Below are 25,415 nucleotides of genomic sequence, written 5' to 3' on the forward strand. Positions count from 1 at the left end.
AGCGGCAAAAGTGTGTGACAACGTTGGCACAGTTCCGCGTCTGTGGAAAGGGCCGGCGTATGGGGACGGATGGGGAGAGGGTTCGGTGCCGCAATTGATCGTCGTGATGGGCCCGTCAGGCTGCGGCAAGAGCACGTTGGCAAGCGCCTATGCCGCCGGGAGCGGCGCGCGCGTTGTCGAGGCGGACGATCACCACCCCGCCGCCAATATAGCCAAAATGGCGGGCGGGCAGCCGCTGACCGATACTGACCGGATCGCGTGGCTCGACGCGCTGCTGCCTGCGCTGGAAGCGGGGGAGGAGACGCGCGTTGTCCTCGCCTGCTCGGCGCTGACGCCCTTTGTGCAAAACCGTTTGCGCGATGGCTCACACCGCGCGGTGACCTTCGTTTATTGCGCTCTCCCGGAAGCCGTGCTCGCCCGCAGGCTGGCGCAGCGGCAGGGGCACTTCATGCCGCCCGGCCTGCTCGCCAGCCAGCTCGCCGCACTAAGCCTGCCCGATGATGCGCTTATCCTCGATGCGGACGATGCGCCCGATATCGTTCTCCAACGTTTGACCGCGCTGCTAGAGCACGAGGGATAGCGCCAGCACCATCGCAAAGCCGACCAGCCCGACCAGCGTCGATGCCACCGTCCAGCTCTTCAGCGTCCCCGCGAGATCGACATTGAAATAGCGCGAGACGAGCCAGAAGCCCGAATCGTTCACATGGCTCACGATGCTCGCGCCCGAAGCGATGGCGATGGTGAGCAGGGCGAGGTCGATGCCCGTCATGCCCGCCGCTCCCGCAATCGGCGCGACCAGCCCTGCGGCGGTCAGCATCGCCACCGTGGCAGAGCCCTGCGCCACCCGCGTTACGCCTGCGAGCAGGAAGCCCGCCACCAGCGGCGCAATGCCCAGTCCCAATGTCTGCTCGGCGAGCATTGCACCCGCGCCGCTATCGACCAGCACCTGCTTGAACGCGCCGCCTGCACCGGTGACGAGGATGATCGCGGCTGTCGGCTCGAAGGCTTTGCCGATGGTCTCGCGCAATGCCGCTTGGCCCGCCGCATCGGTGGGGCGCAGGAACCACGCCGCGAGCGCACAGGCGATAATCAGCGCGACAATCGGGTGGCCGAGCAGTTGCAGCGTGTCGCCGATTGTCGTGCCGGGAGTGGCCAGCGCACCGGCAACGATCAGCGCGACCGGCACCAGCACGGTGAGCAAAGCGCGGCGCGCGAGGCCCGCATCGAATGCCGCGCTTTCTTCCGCGGCAACCACTTCTTTCTCGACCTCGCCCAGCCAGCCGCGCTGATAGGCGAAGCGTGCATAGATCGGCCCGCCCACCAGCATGGCGGGCACCCCAGCCGCGAGACCGCAGAGGATCACCAGCCCGATATCCGCGCCCAATATCTCCGCCACGGCAACGGGGCCGGGTGTGGGCGGGATGAAGGCGTGACCCGCCGCCAGACCCGCCAGCAAGGGCAGGCCGAAATAGAGCAATGGCTTAGCGGCCTTTCGCGCGAGCGCTTTCACAAGCGGGAATAGCAGGATCAGGCCGACATCGAAGAATACCGGGATCGCGATCAACACGCCGACGCCGCCCAAAGCCCAGCGCCCGCGCTCGGTCGAGCCACTGCCAATCAGCCCGCGCGCCAGCGCCTGCGCGCCGCCACCTGCCTCCAGAAATGCGCTGAGCAATGCCCCCAGCCCGACCACGAGAGCGATAAAGCCGAGCACCCCGCCCGCGCCGTTCTGCACCGCCGCGACGGCGTCCATCGGTGCCATGCCCGCGAGCAATCCCGACAGCAGCGCCGCCACCAGCAGTGCGACAAAGGCGGGCACGCGGAATTTGAGGATCATCGCCAGCAGCACGATTATTCCTACTGCCGTGGCCAGCAATGGCTGGTTCTCACCCATTCCCTCTCCCCTCACCGGCGGCTTGGCTGCCGCTCTGCGCACGGGTTATGACATCGTTATCATATAAAATGCAAGCACGGCCCTTGCGCAGCCGCCCTCCCCGCGCCGATATAGGCGGCATGACAGCCTATCGCGTGCGCCCCGGAAGCCAGGAAGAGAAAGTCGGCAGGCTGATTATCGCCGCCGTGCTGCTGCTGGTGCTGCCGGGCATCCCGTTCGGCGCCTATCTGATCTACCCCTTCACCATTCTCACCACCTGGTTTCACGAGATGGGCCACGGTCTCGCCGCGCTGCTGTTCGGCCACGGGTTTGAACAGCTGGTGATTTACGCCGATGGATCAGGCTATGCCGAGAGCGCCTTTTATGGCGCGCCGGGTGCGCTTTCGAGCGCGCTGATTGCGGCTGGCGGGCCCATCGGTCCGGTGATGGCAGGATCGGCGTTGATCCTCGCCAGCGCGCGGGAGAAATACTGGCAACCCGCGCTGCTGGTGCTGGCGGGCGTGATGGCGATATCGGTGCTGGTCTGGGTGCGCAGCCTGACGGGCTGGATCGTCCTCCCGCTGCTCGCCGGTGCGCTCGGCTATATCGCGTGGCGCGGCGCGGACTGGCTCAAGCAGTTCAGCCTGCAATTCCTCGGCGTGCTGGGCGCGATGAGTATGTTCCGCGACTGGGACTATCTGTTCAGCGAAAGCGCCTATGTCGGCGGACGGATGATGCCATCAGACACCGGCGCGATCGAGGACGCGCTCTTCCTGCCGCACTGGCTGTGGGCAGCGCTGATCGTGGGCGTGTCGGGACTAATGATCGGCGCGAGCCTCAAATACGCGCTCAACCGCGAGGGTTAGGCGCGCTTCGGCGGCATCGGGATGAAGCTGCTCGTCCGCTCTACGTAGCGCGCAAATTCCTCGCCATATCTGTCGCGCATCCCCTTCTCGGTCAGCGCCGCGCCCGACCATTTGACGAGCGTGAAAGTGAGGAAGACCGGCCCCGGCAAGGTCCAGATCACCGCAGCGGGCGCAACCGCCATCGCCGCCAACCAGATCCCCCACCACACGCAGGCATCGCCGAAATAATTGGGATGGCGGGTGTAGCGCCACAGGCCGCCCGTCATCACCTTGCCCTTATTGGCAGGATCGGCCTTGAAGCGGGCGAGTTGCCAGTCGCCCACGACCTCGAAAAACATTCCGAGCGCCCATAGTGCAATTCCGGCATAGGCCAGCATTGGCAGCGCCTGCCCGCCTGCCGCCAGAATGCCGACCTGCGCGGGACTGCTCACCGTGAAAAGCAGCACCGATTGTAAGAGCCACACTTTCCACAGCACGGTGATGCCCCAGCGCCCGCGCTCCCGCGCATCGCCGAGCATGTTATCGTACCGCTTGTCCTCGCCGTGGCTGAGGAAACGCTGAAAGAGGTGCACGAAAAGCCGCACGCCCCACAGCACCGCCATCAGCATGATCGCCCATGCGGCAGACCCGCGCTCGGCAAGCTGGAGGAAACTGGCGAGCGCCAGTCCTGCCATCGCGCCGCCCCAGACGCTGTCGACAAAGCTCACCTTGTCAATGGCGAGCGAGATCAGCCAGAAAATGATCGCTGCACCCAGCAGCAGCGCTGCATTGGCGAGCAGCGCCTCAGCCACTCTTGCGCCCCAATCCTTCGACTTCGCCTTTCGCTTGCTTCATCAGCATATCGAAGCGGTCGCAATCGGGGCGGTGCTCCTGATAGAAGGCCGCCAGCTTGGCGAGATCGGCGTGGAAGTCGCCGGTGGGATAGAGCGGTTCGCCCAGCCCCCCGCGCTTCGTTGCGTGGTTCACCCAAGCAGGGACGATCGGAATGCCTGCGCCGTGGGCGATGTGGTAAAACCCGCTGCGCCAGCGCCCGTCAGACGTCCGGCTGCCTTCGGGCGCAACCACCAGCGCTATGTCGTCCGCCGCGCCAATCGCTTCGATCACGGACTGGACGTAATTGCCCTTCGTCCGCCGGTCGACCGGAATGCCGCCCATGTCATACATGAAGCGCGTCATCGGCCATTTGAACAAAGTGTGCTTGCCCACGAAATTGGGCTTTATCCCGAGTTCGCGCACCGCTCCGGCGAAGAAGATGAAATCCCAATTGGTGGTGTGCGGCGCGCCGATCAGGATATATTTCGGAATGTCGGGCGCACCGCCACTGAGCTTGAACCCCTTCCAGCGGTAAAGCCCGCGAAGGATGCGCCAGACGATGCGGGAAAGGAGTGTGGGCTTGCTCATGCGGACTGTGGAAGTCTGTCTGCCCTAAGACGAGCGGATTGGAAAGCCGTGCCTTTGGTTGAGGGCTGCAAGCAGCGCGTCCTGCGTGTTGACAAAGCCCCCTTCGGCAAAGGCGAGCGCGGGGCAATTCTGGTTGTCCTCACCCAAGGCTTCGACCACCGCAGTGCGCGGTTTCGCCCACGGGACGCGGACGATATGAAGCTTGGCTGCAAGCTCGGGGAACATCGCGAGCAGCCCGTCAACTTCGATACAATCGCGGCAATAGAATTCCTCGCCTGCGTCGTCAGTATAGCTGCGGTCGAGGATGAAGAGGGTGTCTTTGGTCATCCCTGAAAGTCTCCGACACCCAGTTTCCGGGCGACAGCTATGTCGCGGCGCGTGACTTGCCATTCATCCCACACATTTTCGGGGTCGAGATCGTCATAGCCACGCTCAGTCGCGACCGCTGCATATTGCTCGTGCGTCATTACGATACACGCGGCGCCGTCACGAATGCCCAGGACTTCCTCTTCGGTTAGCGGCGAGCCTTTATCGCGCTCCTTGGAAAGCAGCACCGCGACCAGCGCGGGGACGGGAACGATCAGGAGATTGTCGTCGGTCATTGATCGGAGGCTTTCCTCAACAGACTTTCGGCGATCGCAGCCGGATCGGCCAATACATCACTTGCCGGAATACACAGCACGCTCCAACCCTTGCCTTCGAGAATATTCTGGCGCTCCATATCGCGCTGCGGATTCTCGCCCATATCGTGCGCTTTCCCGTCGATCTCGACAAACAGCCGCGCGGCGGTGCAGGCGAAATCGACCACGTAGTCGCCACTGGGATATTGCTTGCGGAATTTGGGTTTCTTGCCCTTGAGTTCTTTCCACAGCAACACTTCGGGCAGGGTCATATTTTTGCGCAAATGGCGGGCACGCTTCACCGTCGGCGCGGGCGCTCCAACCGTGCGATGCCGCAGCCGCCCGCGATCCTCCCCGGAACGGGGAGGGGGACCGCTCGAAGAGCGGTGGAGGGGTCGCGGCGTTTCGTTCCGATCGTCGTTCAATTTGACTTCCCTTGCGGCCCCTCCGTCAGCCTGCGGCTGCCACCTCCCCGTTCCGGGGAGGATCCTTCACATCCTGAACACGCCGAACCTCGGCGTCACCGGTATCGGCGCCTCCAGACAGGCGGCGAGCGATAGTCCGAGCACATCGCGCGTCTGCACCGGGTCGATCACGCCGTCATCCCACAGCCGCGCAGTGGCGTAATAGGGGTTGCCTTCGTCCTCGTATTTCTGGCGGATCGGGGCCTTGAATTCTTCCGCCTGTTCCTCCGTCCAGCTGTCGGCATCGCGGTGGACGGTGGCGAGCACACTCGCGGCCTGTTCGCCGCCCATCACCGAAATGCGCGCATTGGGCCATGTCCACAGGAAGCGTGGGCTATAAGCCCGCCCGCACATCCCGTAATTGCCCGCGCCGAAGCTGCCGCCGATCACCACGGTGAGTTTGGGCACCTGCGCGGTCGCCACCGCCGTCACCAGCTTCGCGCCGTGCTTGGCGATGCCTTCCGCCTCATATTTCCCGCCGACCATAAAGCCGGAGATGTTCTGCAGGAACAGCAGCGGAATGCCGCGCTGGCAAGCAAGCTCGATGAAATGCGCGCCCTTTTGCGCGCTTTCGCTGAACAGCACGCCGTTATTGGCGAGGATCGCCACCGGCATCCCCCAGATATGCGCAAAACCGCAGACCAGCGTGGCGCCGTAATCGCGCTTGAACTCGTGGAACTCTGAAGCATCGACCAGCCGCGCGATCACCTCATGCACATCATAGGGCGCGCGCACATCTTCGGGGATGAGTGCGTAGAGATCGTCGGCATCGAATTTGGGCGCTCGAGGCTCCCTCAAGTGGACTTGAGCCTTTGTGGAATTTCCCAGATGGGACACGATATCGCGGACGATGGTGAGCGCATGCTCGTCATTTTCGGCGAGGTGATCGACCACGCCGGATTTCTTCGCATGCAGCGCGCCGCCGCCCAGATCCTCGGCGCTGATTTCCTCGCCTGTCGCGGCTTTCACCAAAGGCGGTCCGGCGAGGAAGATCGTCCCCTGCTCGCGCACGATCACGCTTTCGTCGGACATTGCAGGGACATAGGCGCCGCCCGCGGTGCAGCTGCCCATCACGCAGGCGATCTGCGGAATGCCCATGCTGCTCATCTGCGCCTGGTTGTAGAAAATCCGCCCGAAATGGTCACGGTCGGGGAAGACTTCGGCCTGGAACGGCAGGTTCGCGCCGCCGCTATCGACGAGGTAGATGCAGGGCAGCCGGTTCGCCTGCGCAATCTCCTGCGCGCGCAGATGCTTCTTGACCGTCATCGGATAGTAGGAGCCGCCCTTCACCGTGGGATCATTGCAAGCAATCATCACCTGCCGACCGCTGACACGCCCGATACCGGCGATCATCGAAGCGCCATTGACGTCGCCCGTATACATCCCGTTCGCCGCGAGCTGGCCGATCTCGAGGAAAGGCGAGCCCGGATCAAGCAGCCGCTCCACCCGCTCACGCGGCAGCAGCTTGCCCCGCGCAACGTGCTTCTCCCGATGCCGCTCCGGCCCGCCCAGCGCCGCCTCGGCCACCTTGGCGCGAAGCTCTTCGGCGAGCGCCTTGTTATGCGCGAAACGGGCCTTGGCGTCGGCGCTCTCGCGGTCGAGTTTGGTGGTGAGAGTAGGGGCGGTCATACCTTTGTCCTAACGTCATGCTGAACTTGTTTCAGCATCCATCGCAGAATTTCGTGCCTCGTTGCGAATAGCCGAAATAGACCCTGAAACAAGTTCAGGGTGACGGGATGGCGACGACCCGCCCCACCCTCACCGCTTGCGCACAAACTCGGCCCGCAGCACCAAGCCTTTGATGCCGGGATATTTGCAATCGATCTCCTGCGCGTCGCCGGTCAGGCGGATCGATTTGATCAGCGTGCCTTGTTTTAGCGTCTGGCCCGCGCCCTTGACCTCCAAGTCTTTGATCAAAGTCACCGCATCGCCATCGGCGAGCACATTGCCCACCGCATCGCGCACTTCCACCCGCTCGGCATCGGCCTGCTTGGCGGCGAGGTCGGACGCGGGGAGCCATTCGCCGCTGTCCTCGTCGTACACGTAGTCTTCGTCGGTGCTCACCCCGTCGCCCCAATCAGCTCCCGGCCGATCAGCATCCGCCGGATCTCGTTCGTCCCCGCGCCGATATCGAGCAGTTTGGCATCGCGCAGATAGCGTTCCACCGGCCAGTCGGTGGTGTAGCCTGCGCCGCCCAGTGCCTGGATCGCCTCGCCCGCCACGCGGAAGGCGTTTTCGCTCGCCAGCAGGATCGTGCCCGCCGCATCGAAGCGCGTCGTCTGGCCCTTGTCGCACGCCTTGGCCACCGCATAGGTGTAAGCGCGCGCCGATTGCAGCGCGACATACATATCGGCGACCTTGGCCTGGATCAGCTGGAAGCTGCCGATAGCGCGTCCGAATTGGCTGCGCTCGCGCACGTAAGGGATCACCGTGTCGAGGCAGGCCTGCATGATGCCGAGCTGCACGCCCGAGAGCACCACGCGCTCGTAATCGAGGCCGCTCATCAGCACGGCGGCACCCTTGCCGACTTCGCCGAGCACGTTTTCTTCGGGCACATGGCAGTCTTCGAACACCAGTTCGCTGGTGGGGCTGCCCTTCATGCCCATCTTCTCGATCTTCTGCCCGCAGGAGAAGCCCGGCATATCCTTTTCGATCAGGAAAGCGGTGATGCCCTTGGAGCCGCCCGCCGGATCGGTCTTGGCGTAGACCACCAGCGTTTCCGCATAATGGCCGTTGGTGATCCAGAACTTGGTGCCGTTGAGCAGATAGCCGCCCTGCACAGCGTCGGCCTTCAGCTTCATGCTCACCACATCGCTGCCCGCGCCCGGTTCGCTCATGGCGAGGCTGCCGACATGCTCACCCGAAATCAGGCCGGGGAGGTATTTCGCTTTCTGCTCGGCATTGCCCCAGCGCGCGATCTGGTTGACGCAGAGGTTCGAATGCGCCCCGTAGGAGAGGCCGACCGATGCGCTCGCGCGGCTCACTTCCTCGATGGCGATGGTGTGTTCAAGATAGCCGAGGCCGGTGCCGCCGTCTTCCTCGCTCACCGTCATGCCGTGGAGGCCCAGCTCGCCCATTTCGGGCCAGAGTTCGATGGGGAAGCGGTCTTCGGCATCGATCGCGGCGGCCAGCGGCGCGATGCGTTCATCGGCGAAGCGGGCAACGCTGTCGCGGATCATCTGGGCTTCTTCGGTCAGGCCGAAATCGAAATCGGGAGTGGCGCGCATGGGAATATCCTTCGTCTTTGCGCAGGCACTTAGCAAGTCGCCAGACAAAGGGAAACTGGTTGCAGATGTTACCGCCGTACCGCTTCGCTTGCAATTTTGGCTGCAAAGCCTACTCCACACGCGCAGGAGTAACCATCTGAACTTCAACGATTCGCCCGCAGCGCCGCGCGCGCCGTCGCCCCATGCCGACATTCCGGACGAGTCCGAACGGCTGCGCATTGTCGAATGCTTTGCGCCTGACGCGCTGGAAGACGATCCGGAATTGCAGGCGATTGCCGATTTTGCGGCCAGGCTCTGCGATGTCCCGCGCGCCCATGTCACGCTGGTCGAAGAGCAGAGGCAGCGTTTCCTTGTCGGCAGCGGGTCGGACGACCGCGAGACGGCGCGCAACGTCTCCTTTTGCGCCCATGCGATGCTGGCAGACACGGTATTCGAAGTGACCGATGCCACTGCCGATCCGCGCTTTGCCGATAACACGCTGGTGACCGGTCCGACGCATCTGCGCTTCTATGCCGGGCATCCGCTGATCTCTCATGAAGGCGCCCCGTTGGGCGCTCTTTGCGTGCTCGATAGCGAGGCGCGACCCACTGGCCTCACCGCCTTGCAGCGCGACGGGCTGGCGGTGCTAGCGCAGGCGGTTATGCGGCGGATGAATGCCATGCGTGAAGGGCTGGCGGCAAAGCGCACGATTGCCGATCGCGAAGCGCGGTTGAAGCGGCTGATCGACAGCGTGCCGCAAATCGCCTGGTCGGCGGACAATGAGGGTAATTACGATTACTTCAATTCGCGCTGGGAAGAATGGATTGGCAGCCCGCCGCCGCGTATCGCGGAAGAATGGCGACAGTATATTCACCCGGAAGATCAAGTCGCTGTTTATGCCGACTGGCACCAGGCAGTTGCCGACGGGGAGGAGTTCAAGGCCGAATACCGCATGAAGCAGGCCAGCGGAAAGTGGCGTTGGGTGCTTTCGCTCGCGGTGCCGGTAAAACAAGAGGACGAGCATTCGATCCGCTGGTTTGGCACGATCACCGATATCGACGAGGAACGCCGCGTGCTCGAAGAGCGCGAAACATTGGCGCACGAATTGTCGCACCGGATCAAGAACATCTTTGCAGTCATAATCGGGCTCGCCTCGCTGAAGGCCCGCCGGGCGCCGGAACACCAGCCATTCGCCGATGATCTGATCGGTGCGCTGCGGGCGCTTGGCCGGGCGCATGACTTCGTCAATCCGGGGGGCGGGGCAGCACAGGAGAGTCTGCACGGCGTGCTGGAGGCACTGTTCGCGCCCTATCGCGGCGCAGGCGATGCACCGCGCGTGCGCATCAGCGGTTGGGATTGCCTTATGTCCTCGCGCGCCATCCTGCCGCTATCGCTGGTGTTCCACGAACTGGCGACCAATTCGGCCAAATATGGCGCGCTTTCGGCAGAGAATGGTTATGTCACGCTGGATATTGCCGATGCCGGCGCGCATCTTTCGCTGGTGTGGAGCGAAATCGGCGGGCCGCCCGCCAGCGAACCGCGCCAGACCGGCTTCGGCTCGCGACTGGTCGAGATGAGTGTCAAAGGGCAATTGCAAGGCAGCTGGCAACGCGAGTTTGCGCCCAGCGGGTTGGTCGCCACGATTCTGATCGCGAAGGCAGCGCTCAGCGCCTAATCTTTGGCAAAGCCGGGGCCGTCGGGCCAGCCGGGCGCAACCAGGCCCATCACCTTGAACAGTTCGCCCATCTGCTCGGGAGCGGTCAGCCGTTCCTTCGCCCGCATCAGCGCCTCGCGGTGCTGCGGCGCGAATTCGGCGAGCGCGTCGGCGCGCTGGGCAATACCCAAAGCATTGAGCCACTGGCCTTGCGTCACCGTGCCCAGCACCCGCGCGCCGCGCGACAGCGCGACCTGCTCCATCTGCGCGAAATCGACATGGGCGGAGAGATCGACCTCGCCCGGCTTATCGAAAACGCCAACCTTCTGGTGCCCGCTCACCGCCTGGATGGTCGAGCCCGAACGTCCGTCGGCATAGCCGTAATCGATAAACAGCGCCGCACCGTCCTGCTCCTTCAGCCGCCCGGCGACTTCGAACATTATCGTGGCGGAGGCGGGGCTGGTCTCGATCACCGTGCCAAGCGGCGCGTCGCGGCGCGCTTCAGGAACAGCGGAATCCATGTGCTGCCGTCCCGGCACTTCGACAAACGCGCCAGCAGGATCGACATCGATCATGACTTCGCGCCAGCCCTCTTCGGTCTTGACCAATTGCCGCACCGGCAGCGCGTCGAGAAACTCGTTCGCCACCAGCAGGATCGGCCCGGCGGTGGGAATGCGCGAGAGATCGTGGTGGTGCATCGCTTCGGGAACCGCCTTGATCTGCGCATCGCGCATCCGGCGCGAGGTTTCCACCAGATGCACTTTGGGCACGAGGCCATAGCGTTTCATCGCCCGCAGCGCGTCGCTCGCCAAAGTGCCCTTGCCGGGGCCGAGCTCGACATAATGGACAGGCTCCGTGCGCCCCGCGCGAATCCACATATCGGCCATCCACAGCCCGATCAGTTCGCCGAACATCTGGCTCACTTCGGGCGCGGTAATGAAGTCGCCCCCGCGCCCGCCAATCGGGCGCTTGTCGGCATAGTAACGCTGGTTCGATTCGCCCATGAAATGCGCGAGGCTGATCGGCCCGGTAGCGCTGATCAGCCGCCGGAACGTGTCGCCCAGATCGCGCTTGGCCAGTTCATCCCGGAAATCGTTCAAGCAGCCCCCGCTTCGTTCACCTCGCCACTATCGGCGCCGGCCTTCGCCGGCTTTTTGCCAGAGGCGAGTGCAGGCCGGGTTAACGACCAGGCGATAATTCCGAGGCCCAAGACCACCAGCGGCACGCTGAGCCATTGGCCCATCGACAGGCCGGTCTGGTCATACACCCATTGCAGATCGCGGTCGGGCTGGCGGAATATCTCGTTGATGATCCGCGCCGCGCCCATCATCGTGGTGAAGATACCCACCAGCAATCCGGTGCGGAACCGTGCGCGGGTAAGCCAGAACAGGCACAGCATCACGACCAGTATGACAAATCCCTCGCCAAAGGCCTGATACAGCTGGCTGGGATGGCGGGCGAGCTGGGCCGGATCCTTGTCAAAAACCATGCGGATCAGCGCACCTTCGCCGGCTTCGCGGCCCCACAGCTCGCCATTGACGAAATTGGCGAGCCGCCCGAGCAGCATTCCCAGCCCGACATTGACCGCGATGTAATCGCACACACGGATGAACGGCAATCCGCCGCGCCAGCTCACCCAGCCGATCGCCGCGACCACGCCGATCAGCCCGCCGTGAAAGCTCATACCGCCATCCCACAAACGCAGCACGCGCCAGCTGATCAAAGTGTTCGGCTCGAATGTGGTCCACAGCGTTGGGTCGTAGAAAGTGGCATAGCCCAGCCGCCCGCCAAGGATCACGCCCAGCGTGCAATAGAAAAACAGGTCATCGACATGAACCTGCCCCATCGGCGCGCCGGGTGCCTTGATCATCTTCGACAGGTGCCAATAGGCGAAAATCAGCCCGATCAGATAGGCGAGCGAATAATATTTCAGCTGGAAGAAACCCAGATCGATATGCGGGCTGAGGCCCAGATCCTTGAACTGGATGACATCCGCTGGCGCGGCGGCGAGAAATTCGAGCATTGTCTTATCAAGCCCTATGGCATGGCGACCGCGTGCGGCCTGTCTCGGGCAGTGCTTTGGCATAGAGCACCGCAAGGTTAAAGCCTTGCTTTGCCCCGTCATCCCGCAGAACGGCTTTGCATCGCCGCTATGGCTCGCTTATCTGCTCCATTGTGACGTTACCCCGCATCCCCAAGCAGCGAAAGATCATCGACCGGCGCGGGCTCGCCCTGCGGATTGCAGAGATCGTTGAGGCCGAAGGGGCGCAGGCAGGTCGGCGCGCTATTGTTGCGGCATTGAAGGAAGCGCTGGAACAGGGGCGCGAAGTGCTGCGTAACCGGCTCGCCAAGCGGCCCGGTGCCGGACACGAACACGCGCATGGGCAGGCGTTCCTGATCGACCAGCTGATCCGTATCATCCACGATCATGTGGTGGATGACGTTTACCCGGTCGGCAACCGGTCGAGCGGGGAGCGTATCGCGTTGCTCGCCGTGGGCGGTTACGGGCGCGGCGAAATGGCGCCCCACTCCGATGTCGATCTGGCGTTCATCACTCCGGACAAGCCGACGAGCTGGTGCGAACAGGTGGTCGAGGCGATCCTCTATTACCTGTGGGATCTCAATTTGCAGGTCGGCCATTCGACCCGCTCGCTGGCCGAGGCCGCGCGGATGGCAAAGGCCGACCTCACGATCCGCACCGCGCTGCTCGAAGCCCGGTTTCTTTGGGGCGATCAGGCAGTTTACGACGCTGCCAGCGCGCAATTCTGGAACGAGGTCGTCCCCGGCTCGCAGCGCAGCTTTGTCGAGGAGAAACTGGAAGAACGCAATGCCCGCCACCACCGTATGGGGGATTCGCGTTACGTGGTCGAACCCAATATCAAGGAAGGCAAAGGCGGCCTGCGCGATCTGCAAACGCTCTACTGGATCGGCAAATATGTCTACCGTGTCTCCAGCGCGGCGGAGCTCGTGGGAAAGGGACTGTTCACCGAGAAGGAATACCGCACCTTCCGCCGTGCTGAGACCTTTTTCCTTGCGGTGCGCGCGCATTTGCACACCATCGCCCGCCGCGGCGAAGACCGGTTGACCTTCGATCTGCAACGCGAAGTTGCCGCCCGCATGAACTATGCCGACCGGCCAGGCAAAAGCGCGGTCGAACGCTTCATGCAGATGTATTTTCTGCAAGCCAAGCAGGTCGGGCATTTGACCGGCGTGTTCCTCGCCCAGCTGGAGGAGCAGACCGCGCAGAAAAGCCGCGTGTCGGATTTCTTTTCCACCATGCGCAAAGGGCGGACGCGCACGGTCGATGGCTATCTTGTCGCTGGCGGCAAGATTGCCGCACCGGTCGATGACTGGTTCCGTAAGGATCCGGTGCGGCTGGTCGAAGTGTTCGCGATCGCCGAGCGCGAAGGGCTGGAAGTGCATCCCGGCACCATCCGTATGGCTCGCCGCGACGGGGCGCTGATCACGCCGGAAATCCGCCGCGATGCGCGCGCCAACGCGTTGTTCCTCGATGTGCTGGCGGGCCGCCGCGATCCCGAAAACGTGCTGCGCTGGATGAACGAGGCGGGCGTGTTTGGGCGTTTCGTGCCCGATTTCGGCAAGGTCAACGCACAGATGCAATACGATATGTATCACCACTATACGGTGGATGAACATACGATCCGCGCCATCGGCCTGCTGAGCGGTATCGAGCGCGGCGAGCTGGTCGAGGATCATCCGCTCGCCAGCGCTATCCTCCCGCAACTCGCTAACCGGCGTGTGCTCTATGTCGCGGTGCTGCTGCACGATATCGCCAAGGGACGCGGCGGGGACCATTCGGTGCTGGGCGCCGATGTCGCGCGCAAGCTGTGCCCGCGGCTGGGGCTCGACGAGAAGGAAACCGAACTGGTCGCCTGGCTGGTGCGCTATCACCTGCTGATGAGTGCGACCGCGTTCAAGCGCGACCTCGCCGATCCCAAAACGATTATCGATTTCGTCGGCGAGGTGCAGAGCCTTGAACGGCTGCGGCTGCTGACGGTGCTCACCATCGTCGATATCCGTGCGGTCGGCCCCGGCATCTGGAACAGCTGGAAACGGCAATTGCTCGCCGACCTGTTCGACGCCGCGCAGGAGCGGCTGCGGCTGGGCCACAAATCGCATGGACGGGCCGAGCGCGTGGCTGCCAAGAAGGCGCGTGTGGCCGAGTTGCTGGGCGAGCGGGCCGCTCTGGTCGGGGAGCTTTCCGAAGTCTTCGGCGATACCTACTGGATTGCCGAGCCCGAGGACGTCATCGCGATCAATCTGCCGCATTATGCCGCCGCGCTCGCGGGCAGCCACTCGCTATCGATCCATACCGAATTCTACCCCGAATTCGGCGCGACGCTGGTCACCGTTATCAGCGACGATCACCCCGGCCTGTTCTTCCGCATTGCCGGCGCGATCCATCTGGCAGGCGGCAATATCATCGACGCGCGCATCCACACCAACCGTGTGGGCAAGGCGCTCGACAATTTTCTCGTGCAAGACCCGCTGGGCCGCCCTTTCAGCGAACCGGGCCAGCTGCTGCGCCTCAAAAAAGCGATCGAAGACGGGCTTGCCGGAAAGATCGATATGGTGCCCAGCCTCGCCAAGCGGCCGCTGAAACAGATGCGCGCGGAAAGTTTCCGTGTCGCCGCCGACGTGTCATTCGACAATCAGGCGTCGAACCGCTTCACCGTGATCGAAGTCAACGCTACCGACCGCCCTGCCCTGCTCAACCGGCTGACGCGGGCGATGTTCGAAGAGAGCCTGCTGATCAATTCGGCGCATATCACCCATTATGGCGAGCGCGCGGTCGATACGTTTTACGTGACCGACCTGTTGGGCCTTAAGCTGACATCAGAGGAGCGGCTGGAGCGGGTGGAGCAGGCGCTGCTGTCCGCTATTGCGGCGGGTGAACGCGAAATGGCCGAAGCTGCCGCGTGAAATGGACGGCTCAGCGGGCCGTCGCGATGATGTGATCGAACACGTATTGGCTGATCGGCACCACGAAGCGGCAACCTGCCGTATCCGCGCGCGCCCAGCACACCTCTGCATTGAGCATCTGGATACCAGCAAAGCGCACAAACAGCGCGGTGCCGCGCGGCGGCATATCGAATATCTTCACCTGAAAACCTTCGGGTGTCAGATCGGCAATCTGCGCCTTGCGCCAGGCTTTGGTGCCGACGCGGATTTCGCAATTGATCTCTACACGTTCACGCTCATGACGCCGGTCGGCGCTTGCGCGTTCGGAGATTTCGCCTGTCTGCCGTGCGGGATACATCAAACCACCTGTTAACTATGCAATGTCACAAAAAGCAGCGTTACAACGGCGTTTTACATCTTCGCAGGTTAAGGAATGGTTTTACAACAGGCAAAAATTCCCGCGCAGCGCCATCCTATCGCATCCGCGCGACGCGCAGATAGCCCGAACGGCCTTCGAAGCGGATTTCATAGGCTCCGCTCCAGTGACGGGTGATCGTCCCGGTCCAACCTTCGCGCACACGGTTGCGGAGCGTTCCGCCGTCGATCTCGCGCCAGAGCTGGCCGTTATCCATCAACAGCACCTGCGAACGGCGATTGCCTTGCAGAATTTCCTGCACAGTGACGGTCAGCACCGCTGCTTCCGGCTGGCGTTCGATCACATCGTCCTGCTCACGGAAGCCGAACACTTCCTCGCGCTCGGCCGCTACGGCCTCCTCGCGTTCGGCGATCACCACAACCTGCTCGGCATAGGTCGCATCGAAACAGGCGAGGCGCTGTGCATTGTCGGCAATGGCAGCGCAGGCGGCGTAGGGGTTGGCGCTATCCTGGGCCGCGGCAGGAGTGGCGAAAATTGCGAGGGCGGGAGCCAGCAAGAGCGGGGCAATGCGCATGGAAAATGCCTTTGTCATAGAGTTGCCCGCAAAGTGCGGCGCGACGCGCGACGCGTCAAGCACCCCGCTCGCCAAACAGAGCCGTGCCCACGCGGATATGCGTTGCGCCGAGCATGATCGCGGTGGCGAAATCGCTGCTCATACCCATGCTGCGCCCCTCCAGCCCGTGATCGTCGGCGAGCTTTGCCATCAGCGCGAAATAGGGGGCAGGCTCGATACCGAAAGGCGGCACGCACATCAGGCCGGCCAGCGGGATGTCGGCATCGCGCGCTTGGGAAAGCAGCGCGGGCAGCTCGGCAATCGCGCAGCCGCCTTTCTGCTCCTCCGCGCCGATATTGACCTGCACGAAGCAGGGCACTTGCCGGCCGGCCTTGTCGAAGGCCTTGGCGAGCGCCGTCACCAGCGAAGGCCGGTCGAGCGAGTGGATGCAATCGAACAGCGCGACCGCTTCGTCTGCCTTGTTCGATTGCAGCTGGCCCACCAGATGCAGTTCCAGATCGGGTGTTTGCTCGCGCAATTCCGGCCATTTCTCTTGCGCTTCCTGCACGCGGTTCTCGCCGAACACGCGCTGCCCGGCGGCGATGAGCGGAGTGATCTCCTCTGCCGGATGCGTCTTGCTCACCGCGATCAGCGTCACATCGTCCACCTCGCGGCGCGCGATTTTGCACGTTTGGGCGATTTCGGCGTGGACGGCGGAAAGGCGAGTGGCGCTATCGGTCATGCCCGCGCTATAGCCTGCCCATGGCCGCAATCCAGCCCTCTCTGCCCGATCTCTGGCTCTTGTCCGACGCGCGCAACGACCATGTGATCGAACAGAGCCTGCGCTCTTTCGCAGAGCCGCTGGGTTTCGTGTTCCGGCATTACCACTTGCCGCCGGTCGAGCGCTATGCCCGCTTCCGCACCCTCCAACGGATCGCGCGGGCGCAGGGACATCTCGTGATCCTCTCCGATAGCGCATTGACGGCGCGCGAATGGGGCGCGGACGGAATTTATGGCGCGCCCTTGTCGCTCTACCCCCGCCGCCGCCACCTCATCCACATCGCCACTGCCCACACTATGCGCGAGATTGCGCAGGCGAACCGGACGGGCGCGAATGCGGTGATGCTTTCGCCCGTCTTCCCCACCCGCTCGCATCCCGGCGGCAAAGTGCTGGGCCGGCAGCGGTTTTTGCAATTGGCGAAGCATTCGCTTGTGCCGGTGATTGCGCTGGGGGGGATGGACGACAGACGCGCGCGGCGTCTTGGTTGGGAACGTTGGGCCGGGATAGATGCGTTCGGGTGAGTTTTTCGTTCACACAAAGAGCACGAAGACACGAAGAGGTACTTCCCAAATCGTGCCGCAGGCGCTTTCCACTTTATCGCGCAGAGGCCGCAGAGCACGCGGAGCTTTGCCTCCCAAACCTCTGTGTGCTCGGCGGCCTCTGCGCGAAATACTATTGCGCCTTCGGCACGATTCTTGGCCAAACCTCTTCGTGCCTTTGTGGCCTTCGTGTGAAAACTTCTCATCCCGAAGGCAAGCACCGCGCTTGACCCCCGAGTCCCGCTGTGGGATTCTCGCCAAAGGGACGTAAAGACATAAGGTATCCATCATGGCCAGCAGAGCTGCCAATCAGGGCGCGGACTGGAAAGCCGCCTTCCGCCATTCGCTTGCCCGCAGCGCGCAACTGACGGGGGCCGTGATCCTTTACGCCTTCACCATTTTCCTCGCCATCGCGCTGATGAGCTACAGCCAGACCGATCCCTCACTCTCCACCGCAGCGGGCGATGTGGTGGATAACTGGATGGGCAAGCCGGGCGCCTTCGCCGCCGATCTGGCGCTCACCGGCTTCGGCCTTGTCTCCGTGCTGTTCCTGCCGCTGACCTATGTGTTCGCGCGCAAGCTGTGGCGCGATGCGGACGAGGAGGAGGACTGGGGCGGATCGTGGTGGCGCACCGTCGCCATCATGCTGCTGGCCATGGCGCTGCTTTCTACCGTGCTCTCGCTCGTCACCGACCCGCGCGATGCGAGCGGCTGGGGCGGCGCGTTTCCGGCCGGGCTGGGCGGGCTGGCGGGCCTGCTCGGCGAAGGGAGCATCCGCGCGGTTGCGGGTTTGCTGCCCGCTGCGGCGCAGTTCTGGACGATACTGGGCGGCGGTGTGCTGGCGCTGGTGGGCGGGGCATTCCTTGCCGGGCGGATTTTCGCGCTCGACTGGTCGCGCTTTCTCACGCTGCCCGAATGGGCGGGCAAGCGCCCCAGGCTCGGCGGGCCGGTCAACCCGTTCAAGCCTGAAAAGGCCAAGCGCGAACGCCGCGCGCCCGAACCCCTGGCGCAAAGCGATGACGAGGAAGAGGGCGAGGCTGCTCTCCCCGCCCGCCGCGCGCCCGAAATCGTCGATCCCGCCGCGCCCCCGGCCCGCGCGCGCCCCGCCGCCAAGGCGAATCAGAAAGATCTGTTCGCGGATTATGATTTGCCCAGCGTCGAATTGCTCGACGCGGTCGACAACAGCAAAGTCCCGCCGGTCGACAAGCTGGCGCTCGAACGCAATGCCCGCCTGCTGGAAAACGTGCTCGACGATTTCAACGTGAAGGGGGAAATCACCGCGGTCAAAACCGGCCCCGTCGTCACCATGTACGAGCTGGAGCCCGCTGCGGGCATCAAGGCCAGCCGCGTAATCGGTCTGGCCGAAGATATCGCCCGCAATATGTCCGCGATCAGCGCGCGCGTGGCCTCCATCCCCGGCAAAACCGTGATGGGCATCGAATTGCCCAATGCCCACCGGCAGACGGTGAATTTCCGCGAAATGGTCGAAAGCGAAGCCTTCGCCGCGCACAAGGGCAGCCTGCCGATCATTCTGGGCAAGAACATTTCGGGCGATCCGATTGTCGAAGACCTTGCCGCCATGCCGCATCTGCTGGTCGCGGGCACCACCGGCTCGGGCAAATCGGTCGGGCTCAACACGATCCTGTGCAGCCTGCTCTACCGCTTCACGCCGACCGAATGCCGCCTGATCCTGATCGATCCCAAGGTGCTCGAACTGAAGAGCTACGAACACATCCCCCACCTCCTCGCCGAAGTGGTGACCGAGCCGCCCAAGGCAGTGCGTGCCTTGAAATGGGCGGTCGAGGAAATGGAGCGGCGCTACCGCATGATGTCCGATGTCGGCGCGCGCAATCTGGCAGGCTTTAACGAGCGCGTCCGCGCCGCCGCTGCCAAGGGCAAGCCGCTGCAACGCACGGTGCAAACGGGCTTCGATCCCGAAACGGGCGAGGCGATTATCGAGGAAGAACTGCTCGAATACGAAGTGCTGCCGCAGATCGTGGTGATCGTGGACGAGCTGGCGGATCTGATGCTGGTGGTCGGCAAGGAAATCGAAGGGATGCTCCAGCGCCTGTGCCAGAAGAGCCGCGCGGCGGGCATCCACGTGATTACCGCAACGCAGCGCCCGTCGGTCGATGTCATCACCGGCGTCATCAAGGCGAACCTGCCCACCCGCATCAGCTTTGCCGTATCCAGCCGTATCGACAGCCGCACGATCATTGGCGAGCAGGGCGCGGAGCAGCTGCTGGGCAAGGGCGATATGCTCTACAAGCCGCTTTCCGGTTCAATCACCCGCGTGCACGGCCCGTTCGTGAGCGACGAGGAAGTCGAGCGCGTGGCCGAACACTGGCGCAAGCAGGGCAGCCCGCAATATATCGACAGCGTAACGCAGGAACCCGAAGACGGCGGCTTTGCGTTCGAGGACGAATTCACCGGATCGGACAATCCCGAAGAACGCAAATACCGCCAGGCGTGCCAGATGGTGATAGAGAACCAGAAGGCGAGCGGCAGCTGGCTGCAACGCCAGATGGGCGTGGGCTATAACACCGCCGCCAAGTGGATCGAACGGATGGAAGAAGACGGACTGGTCGGCCCGGCGAACCATGTCGGGCGGCGGGAGATTTACCGGGACAAGGACGGGAATCCGATTTGATGGGGGTGCGTCAATGGGTGCGGACTTTCGCCGTAGGGATCCTCGCCCTTACAGCTTTGCCCTCTGCGGCGCAGGATGCCGAAGAAGACGAAAACTGCCCGTGGAGCGAGCGCGCACAACCCGCCTGCATCGAAGCGCGCGCAGCGCAAAGCGCTGAGGCCTATGGCTTGCTTCCCCTCGAAACCTATGGCGATGCCGACACCGCCGAACTGCGGGTCTTTTTCATTGATGCATGGGGCCGAGAAAAGCGCGCCATTGTCCTGTCGCGGCCAGCAGGACAGTCGCCGCGCTTGGAAATGCGTTTTGCCTATGACCTGCCCATAACGCTGTCGCAGCAGGTTTCGGGTGACCTGTGGGATCGGTTTCACGAAGATGTCGGTCTCTTGCCCCGGCGGCTTGCCCCTCCCCCGCCGCGAGAGGATGGCTCGATCGTCATTTGCGCCGATGGAACCACGGCGATTCTCGAATTGCGCCCGCAAAATGGCCCTGTGCGTCGGGCGATTGGGCATAGCTGCGCCAACGGAGTCGGCAGCAGCGGCTATCTGACCTTCGCGCTGGCCGAGCGGGTCGAACGTCTTGCGGCGGACAACCTCGTCCATTGCGCCGACCTCAACCGTGATTACTACCGCTTCGTCTCGCTATTTCTCGAAATGTGCTCGACGCTGGAGGGGGACATTCCTTCCGCATCCAATGCGCTCGATCTTTTCATGCGTCATGGACTGGACAATCGGGCAACCGCCGTGCCGCAGCGCGTTTTGGCAAGAAATGCCGTTCTCGTCTTACATGACGGGACGATGATCGAGGGAGGCGAGGCAATTGCCGAGTATTGGCTAGCCAACTTTAATGACATTCTGCTGTTCAGCGTCACCGGCGAGAGCGCCCTCACGGCCCGGATGGCTGCGAATATCGATCTGAAGGATTCATGGCCCCGCGAAGGGGCCGATATGTGGATCGAAGAGGCTGTATTCGTCTTTTCCAGCAGCTCGGCGCAGCATTTGCCGCTTGTGCGCATCGAACTCGGAGAACCTGTTGCGCTGCCGGAACCGGACGAACTCGACTAGCCCCGCCGCCCACAAACTGCTCTAACTCCCTCCAATGAGCGACACCCCACCTACGCCCCCGCAACCCAAATCCCGCAAAGCCAAACCCTCGCCCACCGATCTTGTCGGGTGGCGCGAGCTGGTCGATCTGCCCGAGCTCGGCCTCACCGGCGTGCCCGCCAAGATCGACACCGGGGCGCGCACCTCCTCGCTGCACGCGCAGGTGCTCGAACATTTCGAGCGGGACGGGCAGAAATTCGTGCGCTTTTGCGTCGATTGGGGCGATGTCCGGCACACCTGCGAAGCCGTGCATGTCGATATTCGGGGCATCACCAGTTCCAATGGCGAAACCCAGCGGCGCTATGTCATCAAGACGCCGCTTACGATTGGTAACAAGACGCACCGCGTGGAAATCAGCCTGGCCAACCGGTCGGACATGAAATTCCCCATGCTAATCGGGCGATCCTCGCTTAGACGGCGCTTTGTCGTCGATTCGGGGCATTCGTGGCTGCAAACGCCGGGGATGGAGCCCGTCCGGGGACACAAGCCATAATTCCGCAGGCCGAGAGGATCGCCGCATGAAGATCGCCATGCTTGCCCGCAACCCGGACCTCTATTCGCACCAGCGGATGAAAGAGGCGGCCGAGGGGCGCGGGCACACGCTCGATATTCTCAACACCACGCGCTGCATGGTGAATATCGCCAGCCACCGGCCGACGCTGACCTATAATGGCGAGACGCTGAAGGGCTATGACGCGGTGATCCCGCGCATCGGCGCCTCGATCACGCATTACGGGCTTGCCGTGCTGCGGCAGTTCGAGATGAAAGGCGTGTGGCCGCTCAATGAAAGCGTCGCCATCGGGCGCAGCCGCGACAAGCTGCGCTCGCTGCAAATCCTCGCCAAGCACGGGCTCGGCCTGCCGCTGACCGCCTATGCCAACGATCCCAAGGCGGCGGAGGAAATCATCAAGGCAGTGAAAGGCCCGCCTGTCGTCATCAAGCTGCTCGAAGGCACGCAAGGTATCGGAGTGGTTCTTGCAGAGACCATGTCGAGTGCCAAATCGGTTATCGAAGCCTTCCGCGGGGCGAATGTAAACATCCTCGTGCAGGAATTCATCAAGGAAGCGGGCGGCACCGATATCCGCGCGCTGGTGGTGGGCGGCAAAGTCGTCGCGGCGATGAAGCGCACCGGCGCGGCGGATGATTTCCGTTCTAACCTGCATCGCGGCGGCAGCGCCGAAGTCATCAAGATCACGCCCGAAGAACGCTCCACCGCCGTACGCGCGGCAAAGCATATGGGGCTGAACGTGTGCGGGGTGGATATGCTGCGCAGCAATCACGGCCCCGTCATCATGGAAGTCAATTCCTCCCCCGGACTGGAGGGAATCGAGAAGGCGACCGGCAAGGATGTGGCCGGCATCATCATCAAATTCATCGAGGACAATGCGGTCAGCGGGAAGACCAAAACCCGCGGGAAAGGCTGACCCGCCGTTGCGCCATCGCGTGTCACAGCGGCGATTGTAAAATCTTTCGCGTTACAGTTAGCCATTCGTAAACCGGTCACCCCGTAAAACCACGGGGTTATGAACGGGTCGTCCTCCCTTGCTGCCCTGCTGGCGCGCGGCCTGCGCTGCGCCTTGGTGCCGCTATTGCTGGCGTTCGCGCTGCTGCCCGCGCCCGCTGCGGCGCAGGAGGAAGCGCGCGCGTGGACCTTCGATCCCTTCGCGCGGATCGAGGCGGGCATTGTCCTCTCAGAAAGCGAAGACCAAGATGACGAGCTCATCATTAATGGCGATGGCGGCTATCTGCGCGGGCAGATCGGCGTCACGCTGGGCGATGAAGTCAACGAAGTGCGGATCGAGGCCGACCGCATCGAAGTGGCCCGCTTCGGCTCTGCTACCGGACGCGACGGCTTCAACCGCGACCGGCTGACCGTCCAATACACGCGCGATCTGGGCGATGGCTGGGGCGTCGAACTGCGCGGGCGGCTGTATGACGATCTGGTCACCATCGAGGCCGCCGATACCGACGAACAGCAGGTCTCGCTCCAGCTCGAATACGAGCCCGAACAAGCGCACCGCGTGCGGCTGCGCGGCACCTGGCGGGAACGCGAATATGACGATGGCGCTGGCCCCGGTGGCGCATCCTCCACCGGCGAGGGCTGGCGCGTGGACGCCGAATACCGCCACCGGATCGGACGCTATCACTACATCGCTGCCGATTTCCGGCTGGAAGACATCACCTCCGCCAATCCGCTGCGCGGTTATGACCGGCAATCGGCGAGTGTCTCCTACACCCGCCCCGTCACCAGCGACCTGCGCATCCGGCCGGCAGTCGAGTTGCGCCACACCCGTTTCGACGGGCGGCTGGCGCCCGACCTCAGCCAGCGCAGCGACACGCAATTCGTTCCTGAAGTCGAGCTTCTGTGGTGGCCCGGCCCGTGGCGGGTCGAGGCCGAGGCGAAGTATATCTTCGGCGAAAGCAATGATCCGCTGCGCGACCGGCGCGGATATCGCGTCAGCGTGAGCGTCGGCTATGTCTTCTAGGTCGCTGCGCAAATGGCGGCTCAGCCGCTTCCGCAAGATGCGGCGGGTGCTGTCCAAAGCCACGCCGCAGATCAAACGGCCCGCCCTGATCGGCGCGGCCGTATTCAGCGTTATTGCGCTGCTTGCCGTGCTCGGCCTGTCGAATACGCAGAACCTTTTCTATATGCCGCAATCCGCTGGCGAGACGGCGGTATCCTATCAGGTGTGGGGCATGAAGCCGTCGAACCTGCTGATGGCGCTGCCCATCGGCGCGTTCCTGGTGGTGCTGGCGCGCAGCTTTGTCGGGATGAAAGCGTTCGGCCTGTTCACGCCGATGCTGATCGCCATCGCGTTTCTGCAAATCGGACCGATCTTCGGTCCGTTGGTGCTGGTTTCGGCCATCGGCGTCGGCATGATTGTCGCGCCGACACTGCTGAAGCTGCGTATGACCCGTGTGGGCTTCCTCGGTGTGCTCATCAGCTTCGTCACCTTTGTTCTGGCGGGTTTGCAGGTCCTGCTCAAAACCGAGTTGCAGGTCGACGCCTTCCCCGTTGTGGTGACCGCGCTTTGTGTAGAGCGCTGGTATCGCACGTGGGAGAAGGAGGGCGGCTGGGAATCGACCAAAATCGCGCTCAGCACGTTTGTGCTCGCCCTGATTATCCAGTTCGTGATGGTCAGCCGTGTCGCGCTGGCGCTGATCGAAATATCGCCGCTGGTGCTGCCCGGCTTTGCCGGTCTCGCGATTGCCCTGTTGGGCCGGTATCGCGGGCTGCGCCTCTCTGAAATCAAACGCTTTGCCCCCATCTGGCTCGAAGGAAGACGCAATGCCAAGGCCGCCCTCGCCCTTGACGAGCGGGACGCAGACGCTGCCGCCACCGGCGACACCATCCAGCAGCCCGCCCTCCCGCAAGTGGAAATTCCCGCAGCTCCTGCCATTCCGCAGCCGGTCTTCGGCAGTTGGAGCGGCATCGCCCGCAGCGAGCCGGCCGTTGAAAGTGCCGGCGAAGGGGGATCTGGACGAGATCCTCGGCATCAACCTGCGCAACGCGATCATCGCGAAATACAACCCGCGTTCGGCAATCGAATTGGCCCGCGACAAAGTCGGAGCGAAAGTAGCGCTCAACGCCGGCGGCGTAACAACTACGGGCACGATCGCCGTAATCTCCAGCTATGGGGATCTGCTTGATTTCGATCCGGTACGCGATCTGCCCAATAGCTGGGCAATCAAGCCGGCGCGCGGATCACAGGGTGACGGCATCTTGCTGGCGCTGCGGCGCGAAGGGAATGACTGGTTCAAGGGTTCGGGCACACGGCTGACGCCGGGCGACGTGATGAACCATTTGCGCCGCATCGTCGATGGTGCGTTTTCGGGCGACAATGCCGAGGACGCGGCGCTGATCGAGCCGCTGATCCGGGCGGACAAGCGTATCATCGAACTGGTGCCCGAAGGCCTGCCCGACGTGCGCGTCATCAGCTTGCGCGAACATCCGCTGATGGCGATGATGCGCATTCCCACCAAGGCATCCGATGGCAAGGCGAACCTGCACCAGCGGGCGATCGGGGCGGCGGTGGATATCGATACCGGCATCATCACCCGGGCCATGTGCGTGGGCGAGGAAATCACCCACCACCCGGATTCGGGCGCGCTGCTGATCGGCTTTACGGTGCCCGAATGGGATACCGTGCTGGAAATGGCGTCGAAATGCAGTGCGGCAATCGGGCTTGGCTATCTCGGCGTAGATATCATCATCGATGAGAATCACGGCCCGATGATCCTTGAGGTCAACGCCCATCCCGGCATCGAAATCCAGAACATCAACCAGAAGGGCCTGCGCCGCCAGATGATCCTTGCTGGCGAGAAATGCTGAGCAATGCGCTTGGTCAGCGCAGCTTAACTACGTTTGCGGGGCCTCTCTTAAGCCCGCCGGCTTATGCGTTTCGCTG

Annotated in this window: 26 protein-coding genes; 12 read left to right on the forward strand and 14 right to left on the reverse strand. The window is 63.3% G+C overall.

Annotated elements, in window-relative coordinates; genetic code table 11:
- Window positions 1-85 precede the first annotated feature (85 nt).
- On the forward strand, window positions 86-580 hold the full coding sequence (locus ACS0VV_RS13050) for a gluconokinase (RefSeq protein WP_483533125.1): 495 nt from the start codon (window positions 86-88) through the stop codon (window positions 578-580).
- Here ACS0VV_RS13050 and ACS0VV_RS13055 read toward each other — a convergent pair.
- Complete coding sequence (locus ACS0VV_RS13055) at window positions 563-1,894, reverse strand: GntT/GntP/DsdX family permease (RefSeq protein ID WP_483533126.1); 1,332 nt, start codon at window positions 1,892-1,894, stop codon at window positions 563-565. The two genes, ACS0VV_RS13050 and ACS0VV_RS13055, sit on opposite strands and share 18 nt — an antisense overlap.
- A gap of 119 nt (window positions 1,895-2,013) precedes the next feature.
- On the opposite strand from ACS0VV_RS13055, the gene ACS0VV_RS13060 reads away from it, so the two are divergent.
- The gene (locus ACS0VV_RS13060; RefSeq protein WP_483533127.1) at window positions 2,014-2,739 is read left to right on the forward strand and encodes a M50 family metallopeptidase; all 726 of its coding nucleotides are present in this window, start codon (window positions 2,014-2,016) and stop codon (window positions 2,737-2,739) included.
- Here the strand turns inward: ACS0VV_RS13060 and ACS0VV_RS13065 are convergent.
- From ACS0VV_RS13065 to ACS0VV_RS13100, 8 genes are all read right to left on the reverse strand, one after another.
- Window positions 2,736-3,530, reverse strand: a complete 795-nt coding sequence (locus ACS0VV_RS13065) for a DUF1295 domain-containing protein (protein ID WP_483533128.1) — start codon at window positions 3,528-3,530, stop codon at window positions 2,736-2,738. The two genes, ACS0VV_RS13060 and ACS0VV_RS13065, sit on opposite strands and share 4 nt — an antisense overlap.
- Entirely contained in the window at window positions 3,523-4,140 is a 618-nt protein-coding gene (locus tag ACS0VV_RS13070) for a 1-acyl-sn-glycerol-3-phosphate acyltransferase (RefSeq protein WP_483533129.1), read from the reverse strand. The genes ACS0VV_RS13065 and ACS0VV_RS13070 overlap by 8 nt, the downstream gene beginning before the upstream one ends.
- 24 nt (window positions 4,141-4,164) lie before the next feature.
- Window positions 4,165-4,467 carry a DUF3088 family protein gene (locus ACS0VV_RS13075; RefSeq protein WP_483533130.1) on the reverse strand — a complete coding sequence of 101 codons (303 nt, stop codon included), beginning with the start codon at window positions 4,465-4,467 and terminating at the stop codon, window positions 4,165-4,167.
- Window positions 4,464-4,742: a hypothetical protein gene (locus ACS0VV_RS13080; RefSeq protein ID WP_483533131.1), complete on the reverse strand. Its 279-nt coding sequence runs from the start codon at window positions 4,740-4,742 to the stop codon at window positions 4,464-4,466. The genes ACS0VV_RS13075 and ACS0VV_RS13080 overlap by 4 nt, the downstream gene beginning before the upstream one ends.
- Window positions 4,739-5,062, reverse strand: coding sequence for an endonuclease domain-containing protein (locus tag ACS0VV_RS13085; RefSeq protein ID WP_483533553.1), 324 nt, complete (start codon window positions 5,060-5,062; stop codon window positions 4,739-4,741). Before ACS0VV_RS13085 ends, ACS0VV_RS13080 begins: the two co-directional genes overlap by 4 nt.
- Before the next feature lie 189 nt (window positions 5,063-5,251).
- Complete coding sequence (locus ACS0VV_RS13090) at window positions 5,252-6,853, reverse strand: carboxyl transferase domain-containing protein (RefSeq protein WP_483533132.1); 1,602 nt, start codon at window positions 6,851-6,853, stop codon at window positions 5,252-5,254.
- Between the two features lie 129 nt (window positions 6,854-6,982).
- On the reverse strand, window positions 6,983-7,288 hold the full coding sequence (locus ACS0VV_RS13095; RefSeq protein ID WP_483533133.1) for an alkylphosphonate utilization protein: 306 nt from the start codon (window positions 7,286-7,288) through the stop codon (window positions 6,983-6,985).
- A complete protein-coding gene (locus ACS0VV_RS13100) occupies window positions 7,285-8,451 on the reverse strand; it encodes an isovaleryl-CoA dehydrogenase (RefSeq protein ID WP_483533134.1) in 1,167 nt (388 codons plus the stop codon). Before ACS0VV_RS13100 ends, ACS0VV_RS13095 begins: the two co-directional genes overlap by 4 nt.
- Before the next feature lie 88 nt (window positions 8,452-8,539).
- Here ACS0VV_RS13100 and ACS0VV_RS13105 point away from each other — a divergent pair, with 88 nt between their 5' ends.
- Entirely contained in the window at window positions 8,540-10,105 is a 1,566-nt protein-coding gene (locus tag ACS0VV_RS13105; RefSeq protein WP_483533135.1) for a sensor histidine kinase, read from the forward strand.
- On the opposite strand, the gene ACS0VV_RS13110 is transcribed toward ACS0VV_RS13105, so the two are convergent.
- Both ACS0VV_RS13110 and lgt read right to left on the reverse strand, forming a co-directional pair.
- Window positions 10,102-11,184, reverse strand: a complete 1,083-nt coding sequence (locus ACS0VV_RS13110; protein WP_483533136.1) for a class I SAM-dependent methyltransferase — start codon at window positions 11,182-11,184, stop codon at window positions 10,102-10,104. The genes ACS0VV_RS13105 and ACS0VV_RS13110 overlap by 4 nt on opposite strands.
- Window positions 11,181-12,107 carry a prolipoprotein diacylglyceryl transferase gene (lgt, locus tag ACS0VV_RS13115; protein WP_483533137.1) on the reverse strand — a complete coding sequence of 309 codons (927 nt, stop codon included), beginning with the start codon at window positions 12,105-12,107 and terminating at the stop codon, window positions 11,181-11,183. The genes ACS0VV_RS13110 and lgt overlap by 4 nt, the downstream gene beginning before the upstream one ends.
- Before the next feature lie 152 nt (window positions 12,108-12,259).
- On the opposite strand from lgt, the gene ACS0VV_RS13120 reads away from it, so the two are divergent.
- The gene (locus ACS0VV_RS13120) at window positions 12,260-15,028 is read left to right on the forward strand and encodes a [protein-PII] uridylyltransferase (protein WP_483533138.1); all 2,769 of its coding nucleotides are present in this window, start codon (window positions 12,260-12,262) and stop codon (window positions 15,026-15,028) included.
- Window positions 15,029-15,038: 10 nt separating this feature from the next.
- On the opposite strand, the gene ACS0VV_RS13125 is transcribed toward ACS0VV_RS13120, so the two are convergent.
- From ACS0VV_RS13125 to ACS0VV_RS13135, 3 genes are all read right to left on the reverse strand, one after another.
- On the reverse strand, window positions 15,039-15,365 hold the full coding sequence (locus tag ACS0VV_RS13125; RefSeq protein WP_483533554.1) for a PilZ domain-containing protein: 327 nt from the start codon (window positions 15,363-15,365) through the stop codon (window positions 15,039-15,041).
- Between the two features lie 115 nt (window positions 15,366-15,480).
- Window positions 15,481-15,975: a hypothetical protein gene (locus ACS0VV_RS13130; RefSeq protein WP_483533139.1), complete on the reverse strand. Its 495-nt coding sequence runs from the start codon at window positions 15,973-15,975 to the stop codon at window positions 15,481-15,483.
- 37 nt (window positions 15,976-16,012) lie between these two features.
- Window positions 16,013-16,678 carry a YggS family pyridoxal phosphate-dependent enzyme gene (locus tag ACS0VV_RS13135; RefSeq protein ID WP_483533140.1) on the reverse strand — a complete coding sequence of 222 codons (666 nt, stop codon included), beginning with the start codon at window positions 16,676-16,678 and terminating at the stop codon, window positions 16,013-16,015.
- A gap of 20 nt (window positions 16,679-16,698) precedes the next feature.
- Between ACS0VV_RS13135 and ACS0VV_RS13140 the strand changes: the two genes are divergently transcribed.
- The 8 genes from ACS0VV_RS13140 to ACS0VV_RS13175 all read left to right on the forward strand — a co-directional run bounded on the left by ACS0VV_RS13140 (window position 16,699) and on the right by ACS0VV_RS13175 (window position 25,339).
- Window positions 16,699-17,238, forward strand: coding sequence for a thiamine phosphate synthase (locus ACS0VV_RS13140; RefSeq protein ID WP_483533141.1), 540 nt, complete (start codon window positions 16,699-16,701; stop codon window positions 17,236-17,238).
- A gap of 307 nt (window positions 17,239-17,545) precedes the next feature.
- Window positions 17,546-19,906: an FtsK/SpoIIIE family DNA translocase gene (locus tag ACS0VV_RS13145; RefSeq protein WP_483533142.1), complete on the forward strand. Its 2,361-nt coding sequence runs from the start codon at window positions 17,546-17,548 to the stop codon at window positions 19,904-19,906.
- Between the two features lie 17 nt (window positions 19,907-19,923).
- A complete protein-coding gene (locus ACS0VV_RS13150; protein ID WP_483533143.1) occupies window positions 19,924-20,967 on the forward strand; it encodes a hypothetical protein in 1,044 nt (347 codons plus the stop codon).
- 34 nt (window positions 20,968-21,001) lie between these two features.
- Complete coding sequence (locus tag ACS0VV_RS13155) at window positions 21,002-21,499, forward strand: ATP-dependent zinc protease family protein (protein ID WP_483533144.1); 498 nt, start codon at window positions 21,002-21,004, stop codon at window positions 21,497-21,499.
- A gap of 25 nt (window positions 21,500-21,524) precedes the next feature.
- On the forward strand, window positions 21,525-22,430 hold the full coding sequence (gene rimK, locus ACS0VV_RS13160; RefSeq protein WP_483533145.1) for a 30S ribosomal protein S6--L-glutamate ligase: 906 nt from the start codon (window positions 21,525-21,527) through the stop codon (window positions 22,428-22,430).
- A 99-nt stretch (window positions 22,431-22,529) separates the two neighbouring features.
- Complete coding sequence (locus tag ACS0VV_RS13165) at window positions 22,530-23,492, forward strand: hypothetical protein (protein WP_483533146.1); 963 nt, start codon at window positions 22,530-22,532, stop codon at window positions 23,490-23,492.
- Window positions 23,493-23,529: 37 nt separating this feature from the next.
- Window positions 23,530-24,657: a 7TM domain-containing protein gene (locus tag ACS0VV_RS13170; protein ID WP_483533147.1), complete on the forward strand. Its 1,128-nt coding sequence runs from the start codon at window positions 23,530-23,532 to the stop codon at window positions 24,655-24,657.
- The gene (locus tag ACS0VV_RS13175; RefSeq protein WP_483533148.1) at window positions 24,557-25,339 is read left to right on the forward strand and encodes a sugar-transfer associated ATP-grasp domain-containing protein; all 783 of its coding nucleotides are present in this window, start codon (window positions 24,557-24,559) and stop codon (window positions 25,337-25,339) included. The genes ACS0VV_RS13170 and ACS0VV_RS13175 overlap by 101 nt, the downstream gene beginning before the upstream one ends.
- Window positions 25,340-25,415: the final 76 nt, after the last annotated feature.

This window comes from Aurantiacibacter sp. KMU-128 (assembly GCF_056933515.1).

What these genes read in the sequence shown, in the direction of transcription:
- ACS0VV_RS13130 (WP_483533139.1), bottom strand. Translation starts at nt 15,975, where the DNA reads ATGACAAAGGCATTTTCCATGCGCATTGCCCCGCTCTTGCTGGCTCCC.
- ACS0VV_RS13080 (WP_483533131.1), bottom strand. Translation starts at nt 4,742, where the DNA reads ATGACCGACGACAATCTCCTGATCGTTCCCGTCCCCGCGCTGGTCGCG.
- ACS0VV_RS13165 (WP_483533146.1), top strand. Translation starts at nt 22,530, where the DNA reads ATGAACGGGTCGTCCTCCCTTGCTGCCCTGCTGGCGCGCGGCCTGCGC.
- ACS0VV_RS13060 (WP_483533127.1), top strand. Translation starts at nt 2,014, where the DNA reads ATGACAGCCTATCGCGTGCGCCCCGGAAGCCAGGAAGAGAAAGTCGGC.
- ACS0VV_RS13125 (WP_483533554.1), bottom strand. Translation starts at nt 15,365, where the DNA reads ATGTATCCCGCACGGCAGACAGGCGAAATCTCCGAACGCGCAAGCGCC.
- ACS0VV_RS13135 (WP_483533140.1), bottom strand. Translation starts at nt 16,678, where the DNA reads ATGACCGATAGCGCCACTCGCCTTTCCGCCGTCCACGCCGAAATCGCC.
- ACS0VV_RS13170 (WP_483533147.1), top strand. Translation starts at nt 23,530, where the DNA reads ATGCGGCGGGTGCTGTCCAAAGCCACGCCGCAGATCAAACGGCCCGCC.
- ACS0VV_RS13055 (WP_483533126.1), bottom strand. Translation starts at nt 1,894, where the DNA reads ATGGGTGAGAACCAGCCATTGCTGGCCACGGCAGTAGGAATAATCGTG.
- ACS0VV_RS13140 (WP_483533141.1), top strand. Translation starts at nt 16,699, where the DNA reads ATGGCCGCAATCCAGCCCTCTCTGCCCGATCTCTGGCTCTTGTCCGAC.
- ACS0VV_RS13155 (WP_483533144.1), top strand. Translation starts at nt 21,002, where the DNA reads ATGAGCGACACCCCACCTACGCCCCCGCAACCCAAATCCCGCAAAGCC.
- ACS0VV_RS13090 (WP_483533132.1), bottom strand. Translation starts at nt 6,853, where the DNA reads ATGACCGCCCCTACTCTCACCACCAAACTCGACCGCGAGAGCGCCGAC.
- ACS0VV_RS13070 (WP_483533129.1), bottom strand. Translation starts at nt 4,140, where the DNA reads ATGAGCAAGCCCACACTCCTTTCCCGCATCGTCTGGCGCATCCTTCGC.
- ACS0VV_RS13145 (WP_483533142.1), top strand. Translation starts at nt 17,546, where the DNA reads ATGGCCAGCAGAGCTGCCAATCAGGGCGCGGACTGGAAAGCCGCCTTC.
- lgt (WP_483533137.1), bottom strand. Translation starts at nt 12,107, where the DNA reads ATGCTCGAATTTCTCGCCGCCGCGCCAGCGGATGTCATCCAGTTCAAG.
- rimK (WP_483533145.1), top strand. Translation starts at nt 21,525, where the DNA reads ATGAAGATCGCCATGCTTGCCCGCAACCCGGACCTCTATTCGCACCAG.
- ACS0VV_RS13100 (WP_483533134.1), bottom strand. Translation starts at nt 8,451, where the DNA reads ATGCGCGCCACTCCCGATTTCGATTTCGGCCTGACCGAAGAAGCCCAG.
- ACS0VV_RS13075 (WP_483533130.1), bottom strand. Translation starts at nt 4,467, where the DNA reads ATGACCAAAGACACCCTCTTCATCCTCGACCGCAGCTATACTGACGAC.